General features: G+C 44.2%; 17 protein-coding genes and 2 tRNA genes. 18 read left to right on the forward strand and 1 reads right to left on the reverse strand.

The window, feature by feature from the left end; genetic code table 11:
• Positions 1–13 precede the first annotated feature (13 nt).
• From J2T50_RS04540 to J2T50_RS04575, 8 genes are all read left to right on the forward strand, one after another.
• Positions 14–946 (forward strand): glycosyltransferase family 2 protein, encoded by a 933-nt coding sequence (locus J2T50_RS04540; RefSeq protein ID WP_253364185.1) that lies wholly within the window; start codon positions 14–16, stop codon positions 944–946.
• Entirely contained in the window at positions 940–1,596 is a 657-nt protein-coding gene (locus J2T50_RS04545) for a uracil-DNA glycosylase (protein WP_253364186.1), read from the forward strand. The genes J2T50_RS04540 and J2T50_RS04545 overlap by 7 nt, the downstream gene beginning before the upstream one ends.
• A 1-nt stretch (position 1,597) precedes the next feature.
• Positions 1,598–2,068: an NUDIX hydrolase gene (locus J2T50_RS04550; protein ID WP_253364187.1), complete on the forward strand. Its 471-nt coding sequence runs from the start codon at positions 1,598–1,600 to the stop codon at positions 2,066–2,068.
• 1 nt (position 2,069) lies between these two features.
• Positions 2,070–2,459 carry a DUF1398 domain-containing protein gene (locus J2T50_RS04555; protein WP_253364189.1) on the forward strand — a complete coding sequence of 130 codons (390 nt, stop codon included), beginning with the start codon at positions 2,070–2,072 and terminating at the stop codon, positions 2,457–2,459.
• A 2-nt stretch (positions 2,460–2,461) separates the two neighbouring features.
• On the forward strand, positions 2,462–2,992 hold the full coding sequence (locus J2T50_RS04560; RefSeq protein ID WP_253364191.1) for a 2'-5' RNA ligase family protein: 531 nt from the start codon (positions 2,462–2,464) through the stop codon (positions 2,990–2,992).
• 10 nt (positions 2,993–3,002) lie between these two features.
• Positions 3,003–4,277, forward strand: coding sequence for a dihydroorotase (locus tag J2T50_RS04565; protein ID WP_253364193.1), 1,275 nt, complete (start codon positions 3,003–3,005; stop codon positions 4,275–4,277).
• Positions 4,267–4,929 (forward strand): glucosaminidase domain-containing protein, encoded by a 663-nt coding sequence (locus J2T50_RS04570; RefSeq protein WP_253364194.1) that lies wholly within the window; start codon positions 4,267–4,269, stop codon positions 4,927–4,929. Before J2T50_RS04565 ends, J2T50_RS04570 begins: the two co-directional genes overlap by 11 nt.
• A gap of 153 nt (positions 4,930–5,082) precedes the next feature.
• Positions 5,083–7,062: a KUP/HAK/KT family potassium transporter gene (locus tag J2T50_RS04575; RefSeq protein WP_253364195.1), complete on the forward strand. Its 1,980-nt coding sequence runs from the start codon at positions 5,083–5,085 to the stop codon at positions 7,060–7,062.
• 33 nt (positions 7,063–7,095) lie between these two features.
• Here J2T50_RS04575 and plsY read toward each other — a convergent pair whose 3' ends face one another.
• A complete protein-coding gene (plsY, locus tag J2T50_RS04580) occupies positions 7,096–7,737 on the reverse strand; it encodes a glycerol-3-phosphate 1-O-acyltransferase PlsY (RefSeq protein ID WP_253364196.1) in 642 nt (213 codons plus the stop codon).
• A 147-nt stretch (positions 7,738–7,884) separates the two neighbouring features.
• Here plsY and parE point away from each other — a divergent pair, with 147 nt between their 5' ends.
• The 10 genes from parE (at position 7,885) to rpsA (ending at position 18,642) form a co-directional block, all read left to right on the forward strand.
• Positions 7,885–9,834 (forward strand): DNA topoisomerase IV subunit B, encoded by a 1,950-nt coding sequence (gene parE, locus J2T50_RS04585; RefSeq protein ID WP_301282808.1) that lies wholly within the window; start codon positions 7,885–7,887, stop codon positions 9,832–9,834.
• Entirely contained in the window at positions 9,834–10,391 is a 558-nt protein-coding gene (locus J2T50_RS04590) for a GNAT family N-acetyltransferase (RefSeq protein WP_253364197.1), read from the forward strand. The genes parE and J2T50_RS04590 overlap by 1 nt, the downstream gene beginning before the upstream one ends.
• Positions 10,392–10,587: 196 nt before the next feature.
• Positions 10,588–13,044, forward strand: coding sequence for a DNA topoisomerase IV subunit A (parC, locus tag J2T50_RS04595; protein WP_253364198.1), 2,457 nt, complete (start codon positions 10,588–10,590; stop codon positions 13,042–13,044).
• A 181-nt stretch (positions 13,045–13,225) separates the two neighbouring features.
• Positions 13,226–14,602 (forward strand): amino acid permease, encoded by a 1,377-nt coding sequence (locus J2T50_RS04600; protein ID WP_253364200.1) that lies wholly within the window; start codon positions 13,226–13,228, stop codon positions 14,600–14,602.
• Between the two features lie 4 nt (positions 14,603–14,606).
• Complete coding sequence (gene mmuM, locus J2T50_RS04605; protein WP_253364515.1) at positions 14,607–15,560, forward strand: homocysteine S-methyltransferase; 954 nt, start codon at positions 14,607–14,609, stop codon at positions 15,558–15,560.
• Positions 15,561–15,731: 171 nt separating this feature from the next.
• The gene (locus J2T50_RS04610) at positions 15,732–16,784 is read left to right on the forward strand and encodes a branched-chain amino acid aminotransferase (RefSeq protein WP_354280914.1); all 1,053 of its coding nucleotides are present in this window, start codon (positions 15,732–15,734) and stop codon (positions 16,782–16,784) included.
• Between the two features lie 80 nt (positions 16,785–16,864).
• Complete coding sequence (locus tag J2T50_RS04615; RefSeq protein WP_253364204.1) at positions 16,865–17,098, forward strand: DUF2969 domain-containing protein; 234 nt, start codon at positions 16,865–16,867, stop codon at positions 17,096–17,098.
• Between the two features lie 49 nt (positions 17,099–17,147).
• Positions 17,148–17,228, forward strand: a tRNA-Tyr gene (locus J2T50_RS04620).
• An 8-nt stretch (positions 17,229–17,236) separates the two neighbouring features.
• Positions 17,237–17,308 (forward strand) — tRNA-Gln (locus tag J2T50_RS04625).
• A 122-nt stretch (positions 17,309–17,430) separates the two neighbouring features.
• The gene (rpsA, locus tag J2T50_RS04630; protein ID WP_222349624.1) at positions 17,431–18,642 is read left to right on the forward strand and encodes a 30S ribosomal protein S1; all 1,212 of its coding nucleotides are present in this window, start codon (positions 17,431–17,433) and stop codon (positions 18,640–18,642) included.
• The last annotated feature ends 26 nt before the right edge of the window (positions 18,643–18,668 follow it).

An 18,668-nucleotide genomic window follows, 5' to 3' on the forward strand; every position in this document is an offset into this window, starting at 1 on the left:
AGGAGACAAAGTAGTGATTTCAATCGTGGTACCTTGCTACAATGAGGAAGAGAGCATTCCCTTATTTTTTAAAGAAACCGAAAAAGTCCGTTTGGAGATGCAGGAAGAATTTGAGTATATTTTTGTGAATGATGGTTCACGTGATACGACGTTAGCGGTTTTACGTGATTTGGCGCAAAAAGAGGAACATGTTCACTACCTATCATTTTCTCGGAATTTTGGAAAAGAAGCTGCGCTTTATGCAGGTTTGAAATCGGCCAAGGGTGATTTGGTGACCGTTATGGATGTGGATTTGCAAGATCCTCCAGCCATGCTCATCCAGATGAAGCAGATGCTTGATGAGGATAGGGAGTTGGATTGTGTGGGGACTCGACGGGTAACTCGAGCGGGAGAACCACCGATTCGTTCATTTTTTGCCAAGATGTTTTATCGCATCATCAACCGTGTTAGTCAGATTGAAATTGTAGATGGTGCGCGTGATTTTCGTCTCATGCGACGTCCGATGGTGGACGCCATTCTCTCTGTTGCGGAATACAATCGCTTTTCAAAGGGGATTTTTGCATGGGTTGGCTTTCATACGGAATACCTTCCTTATGAAAATGTTGAGCGTGTGGCTGGTGAGACCAGTTGGTCCTTTTGGAAGCTGGTTTCCTATTCGCTAGAAGGCTTTATCAACTTTTCAGAAATGCCTTTGAATTTGGCTTCTTACTCAGGGATTTTTAGTTTTATCTTGTCGATTTTAGGGATGCTTATCATTGTTGGAAAGACTTTGATGTACGGGGATCCGGTTGGAGGTTGGCCATCGTTGGTCTGCATTATTCTCTTTATGGGCGGGATTCAGCTGATGACCATTGGTATTTTAGGGAAATACTTGGCGAAAATTTTCCTAGAAACCAAGAAACGCCCCGTGTATATCGTGAAAGAACAGGATGAAAATGCATGGTAGAACATTCAAGTTGGCACCAGGCCATTCAGGAGCAGTTGCCAGAACATTATTTTGGAAAAATCAATGCTTTTTTAGACCAAGTCTATCAGCAAGGGCAGGTCTATCCACCTCGTGAGAAGGTCTTTGCTGCGCTTCAAAAAACGCCTCTCGAAGAGGTCAAGGTGGTCATTTTGGGGCAGGATCCCTATCACGGTCCGGGTCAGGCACAAGGTTTGTCATTTTCAGTTCCGACTAACTTCCCAGCTCCGCCGTCCTTGCAAAATATCCTCAAGGAACTCGGTCAGGACTTGGGTGAGAAGAAAGACCATGACTTGACGTCTTGGGCTGAACAAGGTGTGCTCTTGCTCAATGCCTGTCTGACAGTACCAGCTGGGCAGGCCAATGGTCACGCGGGTTTGATTTGGGAGCCGTTTACAGATGCCGTTATCAAGGTGGTAAATGCGCAAGAGCAGCCAGTTGTCTTTATCCTCTGGGGGGCTTATGCGCGCAAGAAAAAAGCCATGATTACCAATCCGCATCATCTAGTATTGGAATCTGCTCATCCGAGTCCCTTGTCTAGTTATCGAGGTTTTTTGGGTAGTCGTCCTTTTTCAAAAGCCAATCATTTTTTGGCGGAAAATGGCAGAGCAGCAATAGATTGGTTGAGGTAATATGGTCAAGTTAGCAACAATTTGTTATATCGATAACGGGAAAGAATTTTTGATGCTTCATCGGAATAAAAAGCCAAATGATGTTCATCAAGGGAAATGGATTGGTGTCGGAGGCAAGCTGGAAAAAGGCGAGACGCCTCAAGCTTGTGCCCGTCGAGAGATTTTAGAAGAGACAGGTCTGACAGCTGAAAAAATGGAATTGGTAGGCATTATTACCTTTCCAGAGTTTACAGTTGGGCATGACTGGTATACCTACGTTTTTCGTGTGACGGAGTTTTCTGGAGACATCATTGACTGCGATGAGGGGACTTTGGAATGGGTTCCTTACGATCAGGTCGGAGACAAGCCAACCTGGGAAGGGGACCATACCTTTGTCGGCTGGCTCTTAGATAGAAAGCCCTTCTTTTCAGCCAGTTTTACCTATGAAGGAGACCGTCTAGTGGATGAGTCTGTAGATTTTTATGGAGAATAGAATGTTTACATTAGAAGCAATTCAAGCGGCGCATGCTCAGTTTACTGGACCCGATTTTCTAAAATTGATTCAGGAATTTAAGAAAATGGGCATGAAAACCAATACAGTCGACATCGAAAGTGAGCTAGTATCCTATGCGATTGCAGACGAGGTTTTGCAGACGGAAGGTCTCAAGGTTCGGGGCTCAGTTGCAAATGTGGCCAATCAAACAGCTGCTCAAGTAGATTTGGCTCGTCATCAAGAAGGTCAGACTGATTTTCAGACTTTTTGTGATGATATGGCTGCAGCAGGTATTTACAAGTGGGTGATTGACTTGGAGAAAATGACCTGTACCTACTATGATAAGGCAAATCAGCCAGTGATCGCAGAAGTTATTCCTGGTGGAGAATAGCCATGTACGCAGTTATTTTGTGTTTTGACCAGCAGGTTGAGGCTGCGGTGAGGGCCATTTGGCGAGAATTAGCAGACAAACAGATTTCGGATTATGCTGCTCAGGTCAGGGAGCGAAAGCCGCACATTACGCTGGCTTCATTTGATGGTCTGGAAAATGTGTCGGACCTTGTGTTGGATTTGGAGCAATTCTGCAAGGAAATTTCTCGCTTTGCAGTTACCTTTTCATCGGTTGGGTCCTTCTTGAGGTCCGGTACTGTCTATCTCAGTCCAGTTCTGTCGAGCGAGCTCTATCAGTGTCATGCGAGAGTGTATGAGCGACTGACTGTGTCAGCTGATAGCTTGTATAGCCCTGGGAAGTGGATTCCACATATGACGCTGGCTAATTATCTGGCAGAAGACGAGTTGCCAGCAGCCTTTGCCTTGTGTCAAAACCAAGCACAGCTGGAGGGACGAGCTGTCGAAATTCAGCTGATTAAGATTCAAAAAGACAAGCAAGTTCAAGTCGTTTACCAAGCAAATTTTCAAGAATAAAGGAGAGTCTATGCTGTTAATCAAGAATGGTCGAGTGGTAGATCCGCAATCAGGTTTGGATCAGGTGGCAAATGTGCTGATTGATGGGAAAAAAATTGTCAAGATTGGGCAAGATTTATCCAGCGATGATGCGCAAGTTATTGATGCGACGGGGCTAGTGGTGGCACCGGGCTTAGTCGATGTGCATGTGCATTTTCGTGAGCCAGGTCAGACGCATAAGGAAGACATTCATACTGGAGCGCTCGCAGCCGCTGCCGGTGGAGTGACATCGGTGGTCATGATGGTCAATACTAATCCGACGATTTCCACGGTTGAGACCTTGAAAGAAGTGCTTGACTCTGCAGCAAAAGAGAAGATTCATATCCATACGGTAGCGACGATTACAAAGGATTTTGATGGGGAAAATCTGACGGACTTTGAAGCCTTGCTGGAAAATGGTGCTGTCGCCTTTTCAGATGATGGTATTCCCTTGACAAATGCAGGCGTCGTCCGAGATGCGCTCAAATTAGCCAAAAAACACGGCAGTTTTATTGCCCTTCATGAGGAAGACCCAAATCTGAACGGAGTTCTGGGTTTCAACGAAGATGTGGCAGAAAAGCATTTTCATATCTGTGGTGCAACTGGTGTGGCAGAGTACAGCATGGTGGCGCGTGATGTCATGATTGCCTACGCGACACAAGCGCATGTGCATATCCAGCACTTATCTAAGGCGGAATCGGTAAAAGTCGTTGAATTTGCTCAGCAATTGGGCGCGCAAGTGACAGCAGAAGCTGCACCGCAGCACTTTTCTCGGACAGAAGATCTCCTGCTTACCAAGGGTGTGAATGCCAAAATGAATCCGCCCCTTCGATTGGAATCAGACCGCCTTGCAGTCATCGAAGGGCTCAAATCAGGAGTGATTTCCGTAATTGCGACGGACCATGCTCCTCATCATGCGGATGAAAAAAATGTAGCGGATATGAAGCAGGCTCCATCTGGCATGACGGGACTGGAGACCTCTTTATCGCTAGGCTTGACGCATTTGGTGGAAGAAGGTTATCTGACTTTGATGGATTATTTGGCGAAAATGACCAGCAATCCAGCTCGTTTGTATGGCTTGGATGCAGGCTATCTGTCAGAAAATGGCCCTGCAGATATTACTGTTTTTGCGGACAAAGAAAAGCGGATTGTGTCCGATCAATTTCACTCCAAGGCAGCCAATTCGCCATTTATCGGTGATGAGTTAGTCGGAGTTGTCAAATATACGATTTGTAATGGAGAGATTGTCTATCAGGATGGTCAATAAAACACAGAAAAACGATAGAAAACAATATAGCCCCAAAAAGAGAGTCTCGTTCAAGGGATTGTGGCAGGGTGTTAACTGGAAAAAAATTGCTCTACAGTTGGGGCTTGTAGTCGCTATTTTCCTGACATTCTGGGGCTACTTTACTTGGAAAATACAGGCTGAACAGAAAGCATTTGAAGCAGCGGACAAGTCGGAATTTATCCGGATTGTTGGCCACACAGCACAGGATTTGGCAGCAGACCATGATTTGTATGCCTCTGTCATGGTAGCGCAAGCCATTTTAGAAAGTGACTGGGGCAAGAGCCGATTGACGCAGGAAGCCAATAATCTCTTTGGTGTCAAAGGCAGTTTTAATGGAAAATCCTATGAAATTGAGACCCAAGAGGATGATGGTACTGGTAAATTGTCGACCGTCGTGGCACAATTTCGGCAGTACCCGACCTACCATGCCTCTTTGCGAGACAATGCTAATTTATTGGCAAATGGAGTGTCTTGGGATGCCAACTACTATGCGGGTGCTTGGAAAAGTCGGACAAATTCCTATCAAGAGGCGACTGCTTATTTACAGGGACGTTATGCGACGGATACCAGTTATACTAGTAAATTAAATGCCTTAATTGAGCAGTATAATTTAACACGATTTGATAAATAATCTTTACTTGCGCTGTTGAGTAAAGGTTTTTCTATGAACTGAATTTTGTACAGTTTTTGTGACTTGTCTAAAAAGAGCAGAATTACGCTCATTCAGGAAAGATTCTGCTATAATGATGTGAGCATTTTATCATTATGAGTAGGAGATGTCATTATGCAAGACGGTCAGAAGAGAAACTTTGATCAGGCTAGTCGGTCGGGTTTTCTCATTGCACTGGGAATTGTTTATGGAGATATTGGGACGAGTCCGCTGTACACCATGCAATCTCTCGTTGAAAATCAAGGTGGAATTAAATCGGTAAGTGAGACATTTATATTAGGAGCAATTTCGCTGATTATTTGGACTTTGACCTTGATTACCACGATTAAGTATGTATGGATTGCATTGAAAGCGGACAATCATCATGAAGGTGGGATTTTTGCTCTCTATACCTTGGTTCGGAAAATGGCCAAGTGGTTGATTATTCCTGCCATGATAGGTGGAGCGACCTTGTTATCGGATGGAGCCTTGACTCCTGCGGTGACGGTTACAACGGCCATCGAGGGTTTGAAGGCTGTTCCGAGCTTGAGTGTCATGTATGGCAACCAGCACGCAGTCATCATTACAACGCTCTTGGTGCTAGCAGTACTCTTTGGTATTCAACGATATGGTACGGGCTTGGTTGGTCGGATTTTTGGACCGGTCATGGTGGTCTGGTTCAGTTTTTTAGGGCTGAGTGGCCTGCTTAATAGTTTGACACATCTGTCCGTCTTTAAGGCGATCAATCCATACTATGCGATTCAGCTGTTGATGAGTCCTGAAAATCACCGTGGTATTTTTATTCTGGGTTCGATTTTCCTTGCGACAACGGGGGCAGAAGCCCTGTATTCTGACTTAGGGCATGTTGGTCGTGGCAATATTTATGTCAGCTGGCCATTTGTCAAGATTTGTATTATTTTGTCCTATTGTGGTCAAGGTGCTTGGATTTTGCAGCACCAATCCAAGGGCAGTCAGCTCAACCCATTTTTCGCCAGTCTTCCGTCCTGGATGGCGGTCTATGCAGTTATTCTCGCGACATTAGCGGCAATCATTGCCTCGCAAGCCTTAATTTCAGGTTCATTTTCTCTGGTATCAGAAGCCATGCGCCTTAAATTATTCCCAACTTTCCGCATCAATTATCCCGGTAAAAACTTGGGTCAACTCTATATTCCCGTTATCAACTGGATGCTCTTTGCCACCACATCAGCTATCGTTCTATTTTTCCAAACGTCTGAGCGCATGGAGGCAGCGTATGGATTGGCCATTACTATTACCATGCTGATGACCACGATTTTGCTGACGGCTTACCTGATACAAGTTGGGACAAAGCCGCTAGTAGCTATTATCATGATGGCATTTTTTGCTGTGATTGAAGGAATATTTTTCCTCGCCTCTGTTGTCAAATTCATGCATGGTGGCTATGTGGTTGTGATCCTTGCCCTAGCAATCATGTTTGTCATGTTTATCTGGTCCGAGGGCAATAAAATTGTCTTTCGCTACATCAAGTCCCTCAATATCAATGAGTACAGGCCACAGATAGCCCGCCTCAGAAACGACAATCGGTACGAGCAGCAACAGACTAATTTGGTTTACTTGACCAACCGGATGAAGGGCAATAAAATTGACCGTTCCATTCTCTACTCCATTTTAGACCGTCAACCAAAACGAGCCCAGGTCTATTGGTTTGTCAATGTAAAAGTAACCGATGAACCCTATACGGACCGCTATAAGGTGGATACTCTGGGTACTGATTTTCTAGTTTGCGTAGAACTTTATCTTGGCTTTAAGATGCCTCAGACGGTGCCGCGTTATATGCGGACCATTATTCGAGAAATGATAGTGGATGGTCGCTTGCCGAAGCAGGTTCAAGACTATGGACTACATCCGACTCGCGATATTGGCAATTTCCGTTATATTATTCTAGATGAGAAGGTCTCAACTCTTAGTCAGATGAGCTTGTTTGAAAAATTCGTTATGCAAACAAAGGCAGCTATCAAGCACTTGACAGCTAGTCCGATTCGATGGTTTGGCTTGCAATTTTCCGAAACACAAGTTGAAACAACTCCCTTGACATTTACAGAGTTGCCAGACTTGCCTATTCAAGCCATGAAATAAAAAAGAAAACTCCTTGAAAATTTCAGGGAGCTTTTATTTTTTCGGATTTTGCTTGGAGATGTTGAGTCCCCAAGGGACCAAGTTTTCAGAGTGGTTACGTATGCGCTGGATATTATCTTTGTGGCGAATAATAATCACCGAAGCGATCAAGAATATCAAGGCTGAAAAGAGGAGGTCATAGCCAGCTAAGATGAAGTGAAATGCTGGGAAAATCAAGATAGAAATGATAGCCACCACCGCACAAGCTACGCTTGATAGGGAAATCATGCTAAAGAGATAGAGGGTTACAAAAAAGATAACCGCTAGATAAAGCAAGAAAGCTGGTGCAAATCCAAGCAACACACCCGCACTCGTTGCGACGGCCTTGCCGCCCTTGAACTGAGCAAAAATCGAGAAGGTATGTCCCAAGATGGCAAAGAATCCAATGATCAGTGGTGAAAGAGCCGCACCGCCAAACCAGATAGGGAGTAGCACCGCCAAGGTACCTTTCAGCATATCAACCAAGAGAGTTACTGTGCCGGCTTTTTTACCAAGAATACGAAAGGTATTGGTTGTACCAGTATTCCCAGAGCCATGCTCACGCAAGTTAACATTGAAAAATTGTTTTCCGATCCAAAGACCAGTTGGGATCGAACCCAATAAGTAGGCAATAAGTATAAAAAGGATTGTTTTCATAGGCTATATTATAGCATAAGTTACCTGAAAATTCTTCTCTTATCTGTGACTGCTGAAAATGAGGTTACACTCTTTAAATGGGAAAAACTTGCTTATTTTCCCTATTTTCTGTTAATATAGAAAAGATGAATACAGTGGAGGTCAATTTTGGCTAAGAAAGATATCAATATCAATAATTATAATGATGACGCCATTCAGGTGCTAGAAGGGTTGGATGCGGTCCGTAAACGTCCAGGGATGTATATCGGCTCAACGGATGGTACAGGATTGCACCACTTGGTTTGGGAGATTGTGGACAATGCGGTCGATGAAGCCTTGTCAGGTTTTGGAGACAAGATTGATGTCACTCTTAACAAAGACGGTTCGGTCAGCGTATCCGATAGTGGTCGTGGGATGCCGACTGGTATGCACGCTATGGGAATTCCAACCGTTGAAGTGATTTTTACCGTTCTCCATGCAGGTGGTAAATTTGGCCAAGGTGGATACAAGACATCTGGTGGCCTGCACGGAGTTGGTTCTTCTGTCGTAAATGCCCTTTCAAGCTGGTTAGAAGTTGAAATCACTCGTGATGGTGCGGTTTACAAGCAGCGCTTTGAAAATGGTGGAAAACCAGTTGGGACCTTGAAAAAAGTGGGAATAGCCCCCAAGTCAAAAACGGGGACAACCGTGACTTTCCTCCCAGACAAGAGCATCTTTTCAACGACAGACTTTAAGTTTAATACCATTTCAGAACGCTTGAAAGAATCGGCTTTCTTGCTGAAAAATGTTACCATGTCCTTGACCGACTTGCGAGGCGAAGAAGCCGTACACCAAGAATTTCATTATGAAAATGGTGTGCAGGACTTCGTCGTTTACTTGAATGAAGACAAGGAAACCTTGACGCCTGTTATCTCAATTGAAGGACAAGACCAAGGTTTTCAAGTGGAAATCGCCATGCAGTACAATGATGGCTTTTCCGACAACATTCTTTCTTTCGTCAACAATGTCCGCACCAAGGATGGCGGAACTCACGAGACTGGACTTAAAATGGCCATTACCAAGGCTATGAATGACTACGCTCGAAAGACTGGGCTCCTCAAGGACAAGGATAAAAACCTGGAGGGCTCAGACTACCGCGAGGGGCTATCAGCTATTCTGTCCATTTTGGTTCCCGAGGAGCACTTGCAATTTGAAGGTCAGACCAAGGATAAACTCGGTTCACCACTGGCTCGTCCGATTGTGGATGGGATTGTTTCAGAGAAATTGACCTATTTCCTTTTGGAAAACGGCGAGCTAGCAACCAATCTGGTTCGCAAGGCTATTCGTGCGCGTGATGCCCGTGAGGCGGCTCGAAAAGCGCGTGATGAGAGTCGAAACGGCAAGAAAAATAAAAAGGACAAGGGCATTCTTTCAGGGAAATTAACACCTGCCCAGTCCAAAAATGCGGCTAAAAATGAACTCTATCTTGTCGAAGGAGATTCGGCCGGTGGTTCTGCCAAGCAAGGTCGCGATCGTAAGTTCCAAGCCATTCTTCCTTTGCGAGGTAAGGTGCTCAACACCGAGAAGGCAAAGATGACCGACATTCTCAAAAACGAAGAAATCAACACCATGATTTACACTATTGGTGCTGGTGTCGGAGCCGACTTTAAGGTCGAGGATATCAATTACGACAAGATTATCATCATGACCGATGCGGATACGGATGGGGCCCACATTCAGACCCTGCTCCTGACCTTTTTCTACCGCTACATGCGTCCGCTGGTTGAAGCGGGGCACGTCTACATCGCTTTGCCTCCTCTTTATAAGATGTCAAAAGGCAAGGGCAAAAATGAGCAAATCGCCTATGCGTGGTCAGATGGTGAGTTAGAAGAGTTGCGCAAGCAATTTGGCAAGGGCTCCATGCTCCAGCGCTACAAAGGTCTGGGGGAAATGAACGCCGATCAGCTTTGGGAGACGACCATGAATCCTGAAACCCGCACCCTCATTCGCGTCACCATCGACGACCTCGCGCGTGCCGAACGCCGTGTCTCCGTCCTCATGGGTGACAAACCCGCTCCACGTAGACAATGGATTGAGGATAATGTCCGATTTACCTTGGAGGAGAGTACGGTGTTTTAATGAATTATATTGAAACAGAACGATTAGTTTTTCGTTCGTGGAAAAGCAGTGACTTTGATGACTTCTTATCCATGAATCAAGATCCAGAAGTCATGCGTTATTTACCAAACTTCTACTCGATTGAACGTGCAAAAAAAATATTTCAACTGATTCAAAAAGAGTTTGAGAACTATGACTATAGTTTGTTTGCTGTAGAGACAAAGGAAAATGGACAATTTATTGGATACGTTGGCTTGCACCATACTCAATTGGCATGTATAAAAAATGAAATAGTAGAGATTGGTTGGAGGTTAAAGAGAGAGTTTCGGGCGAAGGGCTATGCGACAGAAGCTGCTCAAGCCTGCCTAAAGTATGCTTTTACTGAATTAAAATTACAAGAAGTATATGCTTTTATAGCTGAAGGCAATATACCGTCAAAAAATATTATGAGAAAAGTAGGAATGGAATTTGTTCAATTTTTTTCAAGCTCGGAAGTGAACGAAGATGATGATTTATATTGTCAGGTACTTTATAAAATTTCCAAAGAACTCTACATTGCCAATGACGATAAAAAATAGGAAACTACTTGTATTCACAACAAGAACCCTTTTGTTAAAGTGTTAGCTTTTAGAGGATAACAGAAGTCAGTTATCAGTTGCAGTAGTATAAAACTAAATAGAAAGGTCAAGTTTGGTTATTGAAAAGTAACTGAACATGGGACTAATTTTCTACAGAAATTTTCGGCAAGCCGAATCGTCCCTTTGTATCTTAATTATGTCCAACATTCAAAACATGTCCCTCGAGGACATCATGGGAGAGCGCTTTGGTCGCTACTCCAAGTACATTATTCAGGAGCGGGCGCTGCCTGATATTCGTGATGGGCTCAAGCCCGTTCAGCGCCGCATTCTTTATTCTATGAATAAGGATGGCAATACTTTTGAAAAAGGCTACCGCAAGTCGGCCAAGTCTGTCGGAAATATCATGGGTAATTTCCACCCGCACGGGGATTCGTCCATTTATGACGCCATGGTTCGCATGAGTCAGGACTGGAAAAACCGTGAGATTTTGGTGGAAATGCACGGAAACAACGGTTCCATGGACGGTGACCCACCTGCGGCCATGCGTTATACTGAGGCTCGCCTGTCAGAGATTGCTGGCTACCTTTTGCAGGATATCGATAAGAAGACCGTGCCTTTTACTTGGAACTTTGACGATACCGAAAAAGAGCCAACGGTCTTACCAGCAGCCTTTCCAAACCTTTTGGTCAATGGGGCAACGGGGATTTCAGCCGGATATGCTACGGACATTCCACCGCACAATCTAGCGGAAGTCATCGACGCTGTGGTCTACATGATTGACCACCCGTCAGCCAAGCTGGACAAACTCATGGAGTTCTTGCCTGGACCGGATTTCCCGACAGGCGGCATTATCCAAGGGGCTGATGAGATTAAAAAGGCCTACGAGACTGGGAAAGGTCGTGTGGTTGTTCGCTCCAAAACGGAGATTGAACAGCTGAAAGGTGGCAAAGAGCAAATCATTGTGACCGAGATTCCCTATGAGGTCAATAAGGCGGTGCTAGTCAAGAAAATTGACGACGTCCGTGTCAATAATAAAGTGCCTGGTATCGCTGAAGTGCGTGACGAGTCTGACCGAACGGGTCTTCGTATCTCCATTGAGCTCAAGAAAGACGCTGATAGTCAGACTATCCTCAATTACCTGCTCAAGTACACGGATTTGCAGGTCAATTACAACTTCAACATGGTGGCCATTGACAACTTTACCCCTCGTCAAGTGGGCTTGCAGAAGATTTTGTCTAGCTACATCGCTCACCGCCGTGATATCATTGTAGCGCGCAGCCGTTTTGACAAAGAAAAAGCCGAAAAACGTCTCCATATCGTTGAGGGGCTGATTCGTGTCTTGTCCATTCTGGACGAAGTTATTGCCCTTATCCGTGCCTCGGAAAATAAGGCTGATGCCAAGGAAAATCTCAAAGTCAGTTATGATTTCTCAGAAGAGCAGGCGGAAGCTATCGTGACCTTGCAACTGTATCGTTTGACCAACACCGATATCGTGACCTTGGAAAATGAAGAGGCTGAACTGCGAGATAAGATTGCCATGTTGACGGCTATCATCGGTGACGATCGGACTATGTTTAACGTCATGAAGCGGGAACTGCGTGAGATTAAGAAGACTTTCGGCAATGCTCGTCGTTCTGAACTGCAGGCTGAAAGCGAGACCATTGAGATTGACACAGCTAGCTTGATTGTAGAAGAAGACACGATTGTCAGCTTGACACGCGGTGGCTATATCAAGCGTACGAGTCTTCGTTCCTTCAATGCTTCCTCACTTGATGAACTAGGCAAGCGGGATGATGATGACTTGGTCTTTATGGCACAAGCCAAGACCACTCAGCATCTCTTGATTTTCACCAATCAGGGAAATGTTATCTATCGTCCTGTCCATGAATTAACGGATATTCGCTGGAAGGATGTGGGGGAGCATTTGTCGCAGACCATTACCAATCTGTCTGCGGACGAGGAAGTGCTCTACGCAGACATTTTGGACGAGTTTGAGACGGGTGTCTATTTTGCGGCGACCCGTCTAGGACAAATCAAGCGTTTCGAACGTAAGGAATTTGCGCCGTGGCGGACCTATCGTACCAAGTCCGTTAAATTTGCCAAGCTCAAAGACGAGACAGATAGCATTGTAGCTGTAGCACCGATTTTACTAGATGATGTCATGATGGTCACTCAAAATGGTTACGCGCTACGCTTTAACATTGATGAAGTGCCTATCGTTGGCGCTAAAGCAGCAGGTGTCAAGGCTATTAATCTCAAGGACGGCGACTTGCTTCAAGCGGCCTTTATTGCTAACACCAAGTCCCTCTACATCTTGACCCAACGCGGCAGCCTTAAGCGGATGGCGGTTGAGGACATTCCTTTGGCTAAGCGGGCTGGACGTGGACTTCAGGTCTTGCGTGAGCTCAAAGCCAAGCCGCATCGCGTCTTTGTGGCTGGTCCAGTTCTTTCGGAAAATGGCAGAGCTGAGCTTGATTTATTTGCCACAGAAGTGGACAATACCGATCAGCAAATTCTCCAAGTCATGTCCAAAACTGGGGATGTCACTGAAGTCAATCTTGCAGACCTCACCCTGTCAGAACGCACTAGCAACGGAAGCTTCATCTCAGATAAAATTTCTGACCAAGAAGTTTTTGCGGCTAAGCTAAAATAATAAATATCAAAAGGAGCTGGGCAAAAGTCCAGCTCCTTTTAATTTGTATTCTTCTAAATGCAAAGTGCAGGTTTGCTTGCTCCTCTCTCATGATAGTTTTTTCTTATACCCATCTATAAAAAATCCATATTTGTAGGATACTGGATTTTTGATATAATGTAACAATTACAAAGGAGGTTCTATGGAAAATCATAAATTTGATAATGAAGGGCAATTTCAGCGTAAGATGACGAGTCGTCATTTGTTTATGTTATCCCTCGGAGGAGTAATCGGGACAGGGCTGTTTTTAAGTTCTGGCTATACGATTGCACAAGCTGGGCCGCTAGGAGCAGTGTTATCTTACTTAGTTGGGGCGGTAGTCGTCTACTTAGTCATGTTGTCCTTAGGGGAGCTGGCAGTTGCCATGCCGGTTACGGGTTCGTTTCACACCTATGCCACAAAATTCATCAGTTCGGGAACAGGATTTACAGTTGCGTGGCTGTATTGGATTTGCTGGACAGTGGCTCTTGGTTCTGAATTTTTAGGAGCAGGAATGCTGATGGGAAGATGGTTTCCTACCGTACCAGCTTGGGTATTTGCAGCTATTTTTGCGAGTCTGATTTTCATTTTAAACGCGCTCTCCGTCCGATTATTTGCAGAAGCAGAGTTTTATTTTTCAAGCATTAAAGTTTTGGCGATTATCGTGTTTATTGGTTTGGGGCTATTGGCTATCTTTGGACTTATTCCTTATGCTGGTTCGTCCCAAGCGCCGCTATTTTCAAATCTGACGGCATACGGTGCTTTTCCACACGGAATAGTCGCTCTGGTCTCGGTTATGTTGGCAGTTAATTACGCTTTCTCAGGGACAGAATTGATTGGAATCGCAGCAGGTGAGACAGACAATCCGAAAGAAGCCGTTCCACAAGCTATCAAAACAACTATCGGTCGGTTGGTTATTTTCTTTGTTTTGACCATCATTGTACTGGCTTCACTCCTCCCTGTAAAAGAAGCAGGCGTGACCGATGCGCCATTCGTATTGGTTTTTGACCGGATGGGAATTCCTTTTGCGGCTGACTTGATGAATTTTGTCATTCTGACAGCCATTTTATCAGCTGGGAATTCAGGACTTTATGCCTCTAGCCGCATGCTCTGGTCTTTGGCAAATGAAGGAATGTTGAACAAGCGGGTCGTGAAAATCAACGAACACGGTGTGCCAATGCGAGCGCTTCTTTTGTCTATGGTCGGTGCCTTACTTTCTCTCTTTGCCAGTGTATTTGCAGCTGATACAGTATTCTTAGCGCTCGTTTCTATTGCTGGATTTGCAGTTGTGGCGGTTTGGCTGTCCATTCCGATCGCGCAAATTCGTTTCAGAAGAGAGTGGTTGAAAGACCACAGTTTAGAAGAATTAAGCTACCGTACGCCATTTACACCTGTGTTGCCGTATATTACCATCACTCTATTGGTTATCTCAATTATTGGGATTGCTTGGGATAGTTCTCAGAGAGCAGGTCTTTATTTTGGGATTCCATTTACAGTTCTATGCTACATCTATCATTATGTCAAATATAGAAAGTGGTGAGAAGATGGGGAGATTTAAAGAATTATTACGTCAAGATAAGGTCTTGATTTTGCATGGTGCTCTAGGAACTGAGTTGGAATTTCAAGGGCATGATGTTTCTGGAAAACTCTGGTCAGCCAAGTACTTGATTGAAAATCCTCAACTGATACAGGACATCCACGAAGCCTATCTAAAAGCAGGCAGTGATATCGTGAAAACTTCCAGCTACCAAGCTACTTTACCTGGTTTAGAGGAAGTTGGTCTGACAGCAGAAGAGGCTAGAGAGATCATCCGTCTGACGGTCACTCTTGCAAAAGATGCCAGAGACAATATCTGGGCGCAGTTAACAGAGGAAGAAAAGGCAAGTCGTTCATTTCCGCTTATCAGTGGCGATGTAGGTCCCTATGCTGCTTATTTAGCAGATGGTTCTGAATATACTGGTCAATATGGCGAAATTTCAGCAGAAGCGTTAAAAGCTTTTCATCGGGAACGGCTTACTTTATTGCTCGAAGAAGGTAGCGAACTTTTGGCTCTAGAAACCATACCAAATTTACTAGAAATCCAAGCCCTATTAGACTTGTTAGCTCAAGAATTTCCAACTGTTGAAGCCTATCTCAGTGTAACTACTCAGGACGGGCAAACTCTTACAGATGGCTCCGATATAGCACTTGTCGCAGACCTGGTCAATCAGTCCAAACAGGTCTTGGCACTGGGTGTTAATTGCAGTGCGCCAGCTCATGTATCCCAGTTCTTGGTACACTTGAGCCAGATGACGCAGAAGCCGTTGGTAACTTATCCAAATTCAGGCGAGGTTTACGATGGAAAGACGCAGACTTGGACACAGCAGGCAGACCATAGCCATACTTTACTGGAAAATACAGAAAAATGGATTGACCAAGGTGCACAAATAGTTGGAGGATGCTGTCGAACTAGACCAGTAGACATTGCATTCTTAGCTGATCATCTAAAAAATTCATAAAAATTTTCTAAAAAACTGTTACGATAGTAGCAGTTTTTTAGCTTGTTTCAGCCGGACCGAAAGAGTACAATAGAGTCAGGATGATAATGAGCAACGGAATGTTCACATTTGAAAATAAAATTTGTAGAATTTTCTGAATATTTCTTGATTTTTTCATAAAAAAAGGCTAAAATAGTTAAAAATAAAAGGAGTACTGTTATGACTGTGAATCTTGACTGGGAAAACCTTGGTTTTTCCTATATGAAATTACCATATCGTTACCTTGCAACCTATAAAGATGGTCAGTGGCAAGAAGGTGTCTTGACAGAGGATGCGACCCTGCATATTTCAGAGAGTTCGCCAAGTTTGCACTATGGTCAGCAAGCATTTGAAGGCTTAAAAGCCTACCGAACGAAGGATGGTTCTATTCAACTTTTCCGTCCCGATGAAAATGCCAAACGCTTGCAGAGAACAGCGGATCGCTTGCTCATGCCTCAAGTGCCAACGGATATGTTTGTCGAGGCTTGTAAGCAAGTAGTAGCCGCTAATCATGAGTTTGTACCGCCTTATGGTACTGGTGGCACGCTTTATCTTCGTCCGCTTTTGATTGGTGTGGGAGATATTATCGGTGTGAAGCCAGCTGATGAGTACATTTTTACGATTTTTGCCATGCCAGTAGGAAATTATTTCAAAGGTGGTTTGCAGCCAACTAATTTCTTGATTCAAGATGAGTACGACCGTGCAGCACCAAACGGAACTGGTGCGGCTAAGGTCGGTGGAAATTATGCAGCAAGCCTGCTTCCAGGTAAAAAGGCGAAAACGAGTGGATTTTCAGATGTCATTTATCTAGACCCAGCTACTCATACTAAGATTGAAGAAGTTGGTTCCGCTAATTTCTTCGGGATCACAGCTGATAACGAATTTATCACACCAATTAGCCCATCTATCTTGCCATCAATCACCAAATATTCATTGCTGTATTTGGCAGAAAATCGTTTGGGCATGAAAGCAATCGAGGGCGATGTCTTGGTTGATGAACTTGGAAAATTCACTGAAGCCGGTGCCTGCGGTACAGCAGCTGTCATCTCACCAATCGGTGGTGTGCAGCACGGTGATGATTTCCATGTTTTCTATAGTGAAACAGAAGTCGGACCTGTCACTCGGAAACTCTACGATGAATTAACGGGTATTCAGTTTGGCGATGAGGAAGCACCCGAAGGCTGGATTGTCAAAGTAGACTTGTAAAAATAGAGCTTGCACTTGCAAGCTTTTTCCTTTTTTTGTACAATGGAGAGAGTGAGTAAAGAGAGGATTTACGATACATTATGAGTAAAAAAGATAAAAAAATTGAAATTCAGATTGAGGACAGCCAAGTTGTTGTAAACGGCGATACATTCCCAGGTTACCGTTTGACAATTGGTAAAAAAGTGATTGGAGAGATTGCTGAGCTTGGTGAATCTCATTTTGCAGTTGTAAAAAATGGGAATACCGAAAGTTTCTTCAAAAAATTGGAACCAGCAGTCGGAAATATTATTGAAAATTACAATTTGAGCAATTAAGGTCTTGAATTAGCCACTATTTTATGATAAAATAGTGGCTGTTAGTGTTGGAAAGATAGCGAAGAGGCTAAACGCGGCGGACTGTAAATCCGCTCCTTCGGGTTCGGGGGTTCGAATCCCTCTCTTTCCATTAAATTTTGGGGTATAGCCAAGCGGTAAGGCAAGGGACTTTGACTCCCTCATGCGTTGGTTCGAATCCAGCTACCCCAGTCAAGGTATTAGAGGAAACTCTAATTCGTCAAAGCTGCTGTGTCTGTCCTTGCGTGTGCCTTAAATAAAATATATTTTTAGTCAGTTGGCAATGGGGCCTGCTGACATCGGAGGTTTTTTTAATGAACGAATTTGAAGATTTGTTGAACAGTGTAAATGAAGTTGCAACTGGTGATGTGGTAACTGCAGAAGTATTGACAGTTGATGCTGGTCAAGCAAATGTAGCTATCTCAGGTACTGGTGTCGAAGGTGTCTTGACTCTTCGTGAGTTGACAAACGACCGCGACGCTGACATCAACGACTTGGTAAAAGTTGGTGAAACACTTGAATTGCTTGTACTTCGTCAAGTTGTAGGTAAAGATACTGACACTGTTACATATCTTGTATCTAAAAAACGCTTGGAAGCACGCAAAGCATGGGACAAGCTTGTTGGCCGTGAAGGCGAAGTTGTAACTGTTAAAGTAACTCGCGCCGTTAAAGGTGGTTTGTCAGTTGAATTTGAAGGACTTCGTGGTTTCATCCCAGCTTCAATGATCGACACTCGTTTCACTCGTAACACTGAGCGTTTCGTAGGTCAAGAATTTGATGCTAAAATCAAAGAAGTTGATCCAGCAGAAAACCGTTTCATCTTGTCACGTCGTGAAGTTGTTGAAGAATCAGCAGCAGCTGCACGTTCAGAAGTATTCTCAAAAATTGAAGTTGGTTCAGTTGTAACTGGTACAGTTGCACGTATCACAAGCTTTGGTGCTTTCATCGATCTTGGTGGTGTTGATGGATTGGTTCACTTGACTGAATTGTCACACGAACGCAACGTTTCACCTAAATCAGTTGTAACTGTTGGTGAAGAAGTTGAAGTGAAAGTACTTGCTATCGACGAAGAAGCAGGTCGTGTATCATTGTCATTGAAAGCTACAACACCTGGACCATGGGATGGTGTTGAGCAAAAATTGGCAGCTGGCGATGTAATCGAAGGTAAAGTTAAACGTTTGACTGACTTCGGTGCTTTCGTTGAAGTATTGCCAGGTATCGATGGACTTGTACACATCTCACAAATTTCACACAAACGTGTTGAAAATCCAAAAGATGCATTGACTGTAGGTCAAGATGTAACTGTTAAAGTTCTTGAAGTGAATGCTGCTGATGAACGTGTATCACTTTCAATCAAAGCACTTGAAGAGCGTCCAGCACGCGAAGAAAATGCTTCTGAAGAAGGTGAAAAACGTCAATCACGTCCAGCTCGTCGTCCAAAACGTGAAGCGAAACGTGACTACGAATTGCCAGAAACTCAAACAGGTTTCTCAATGGCAGACCTTTTCGGTGATATCGAATTGTAATAAATAGAAAGCTAGGAGTATTCCTA

This window comes from Streptococcus gallinaceus (assembly GCF_024170225.1).
Classification (GTDB): domain Bacteria; phylum Bacillota; class Bacilli; order Lactobacillales; family Streptococcaceae; genus Streptococcus; species Streptococcus gallinaceus.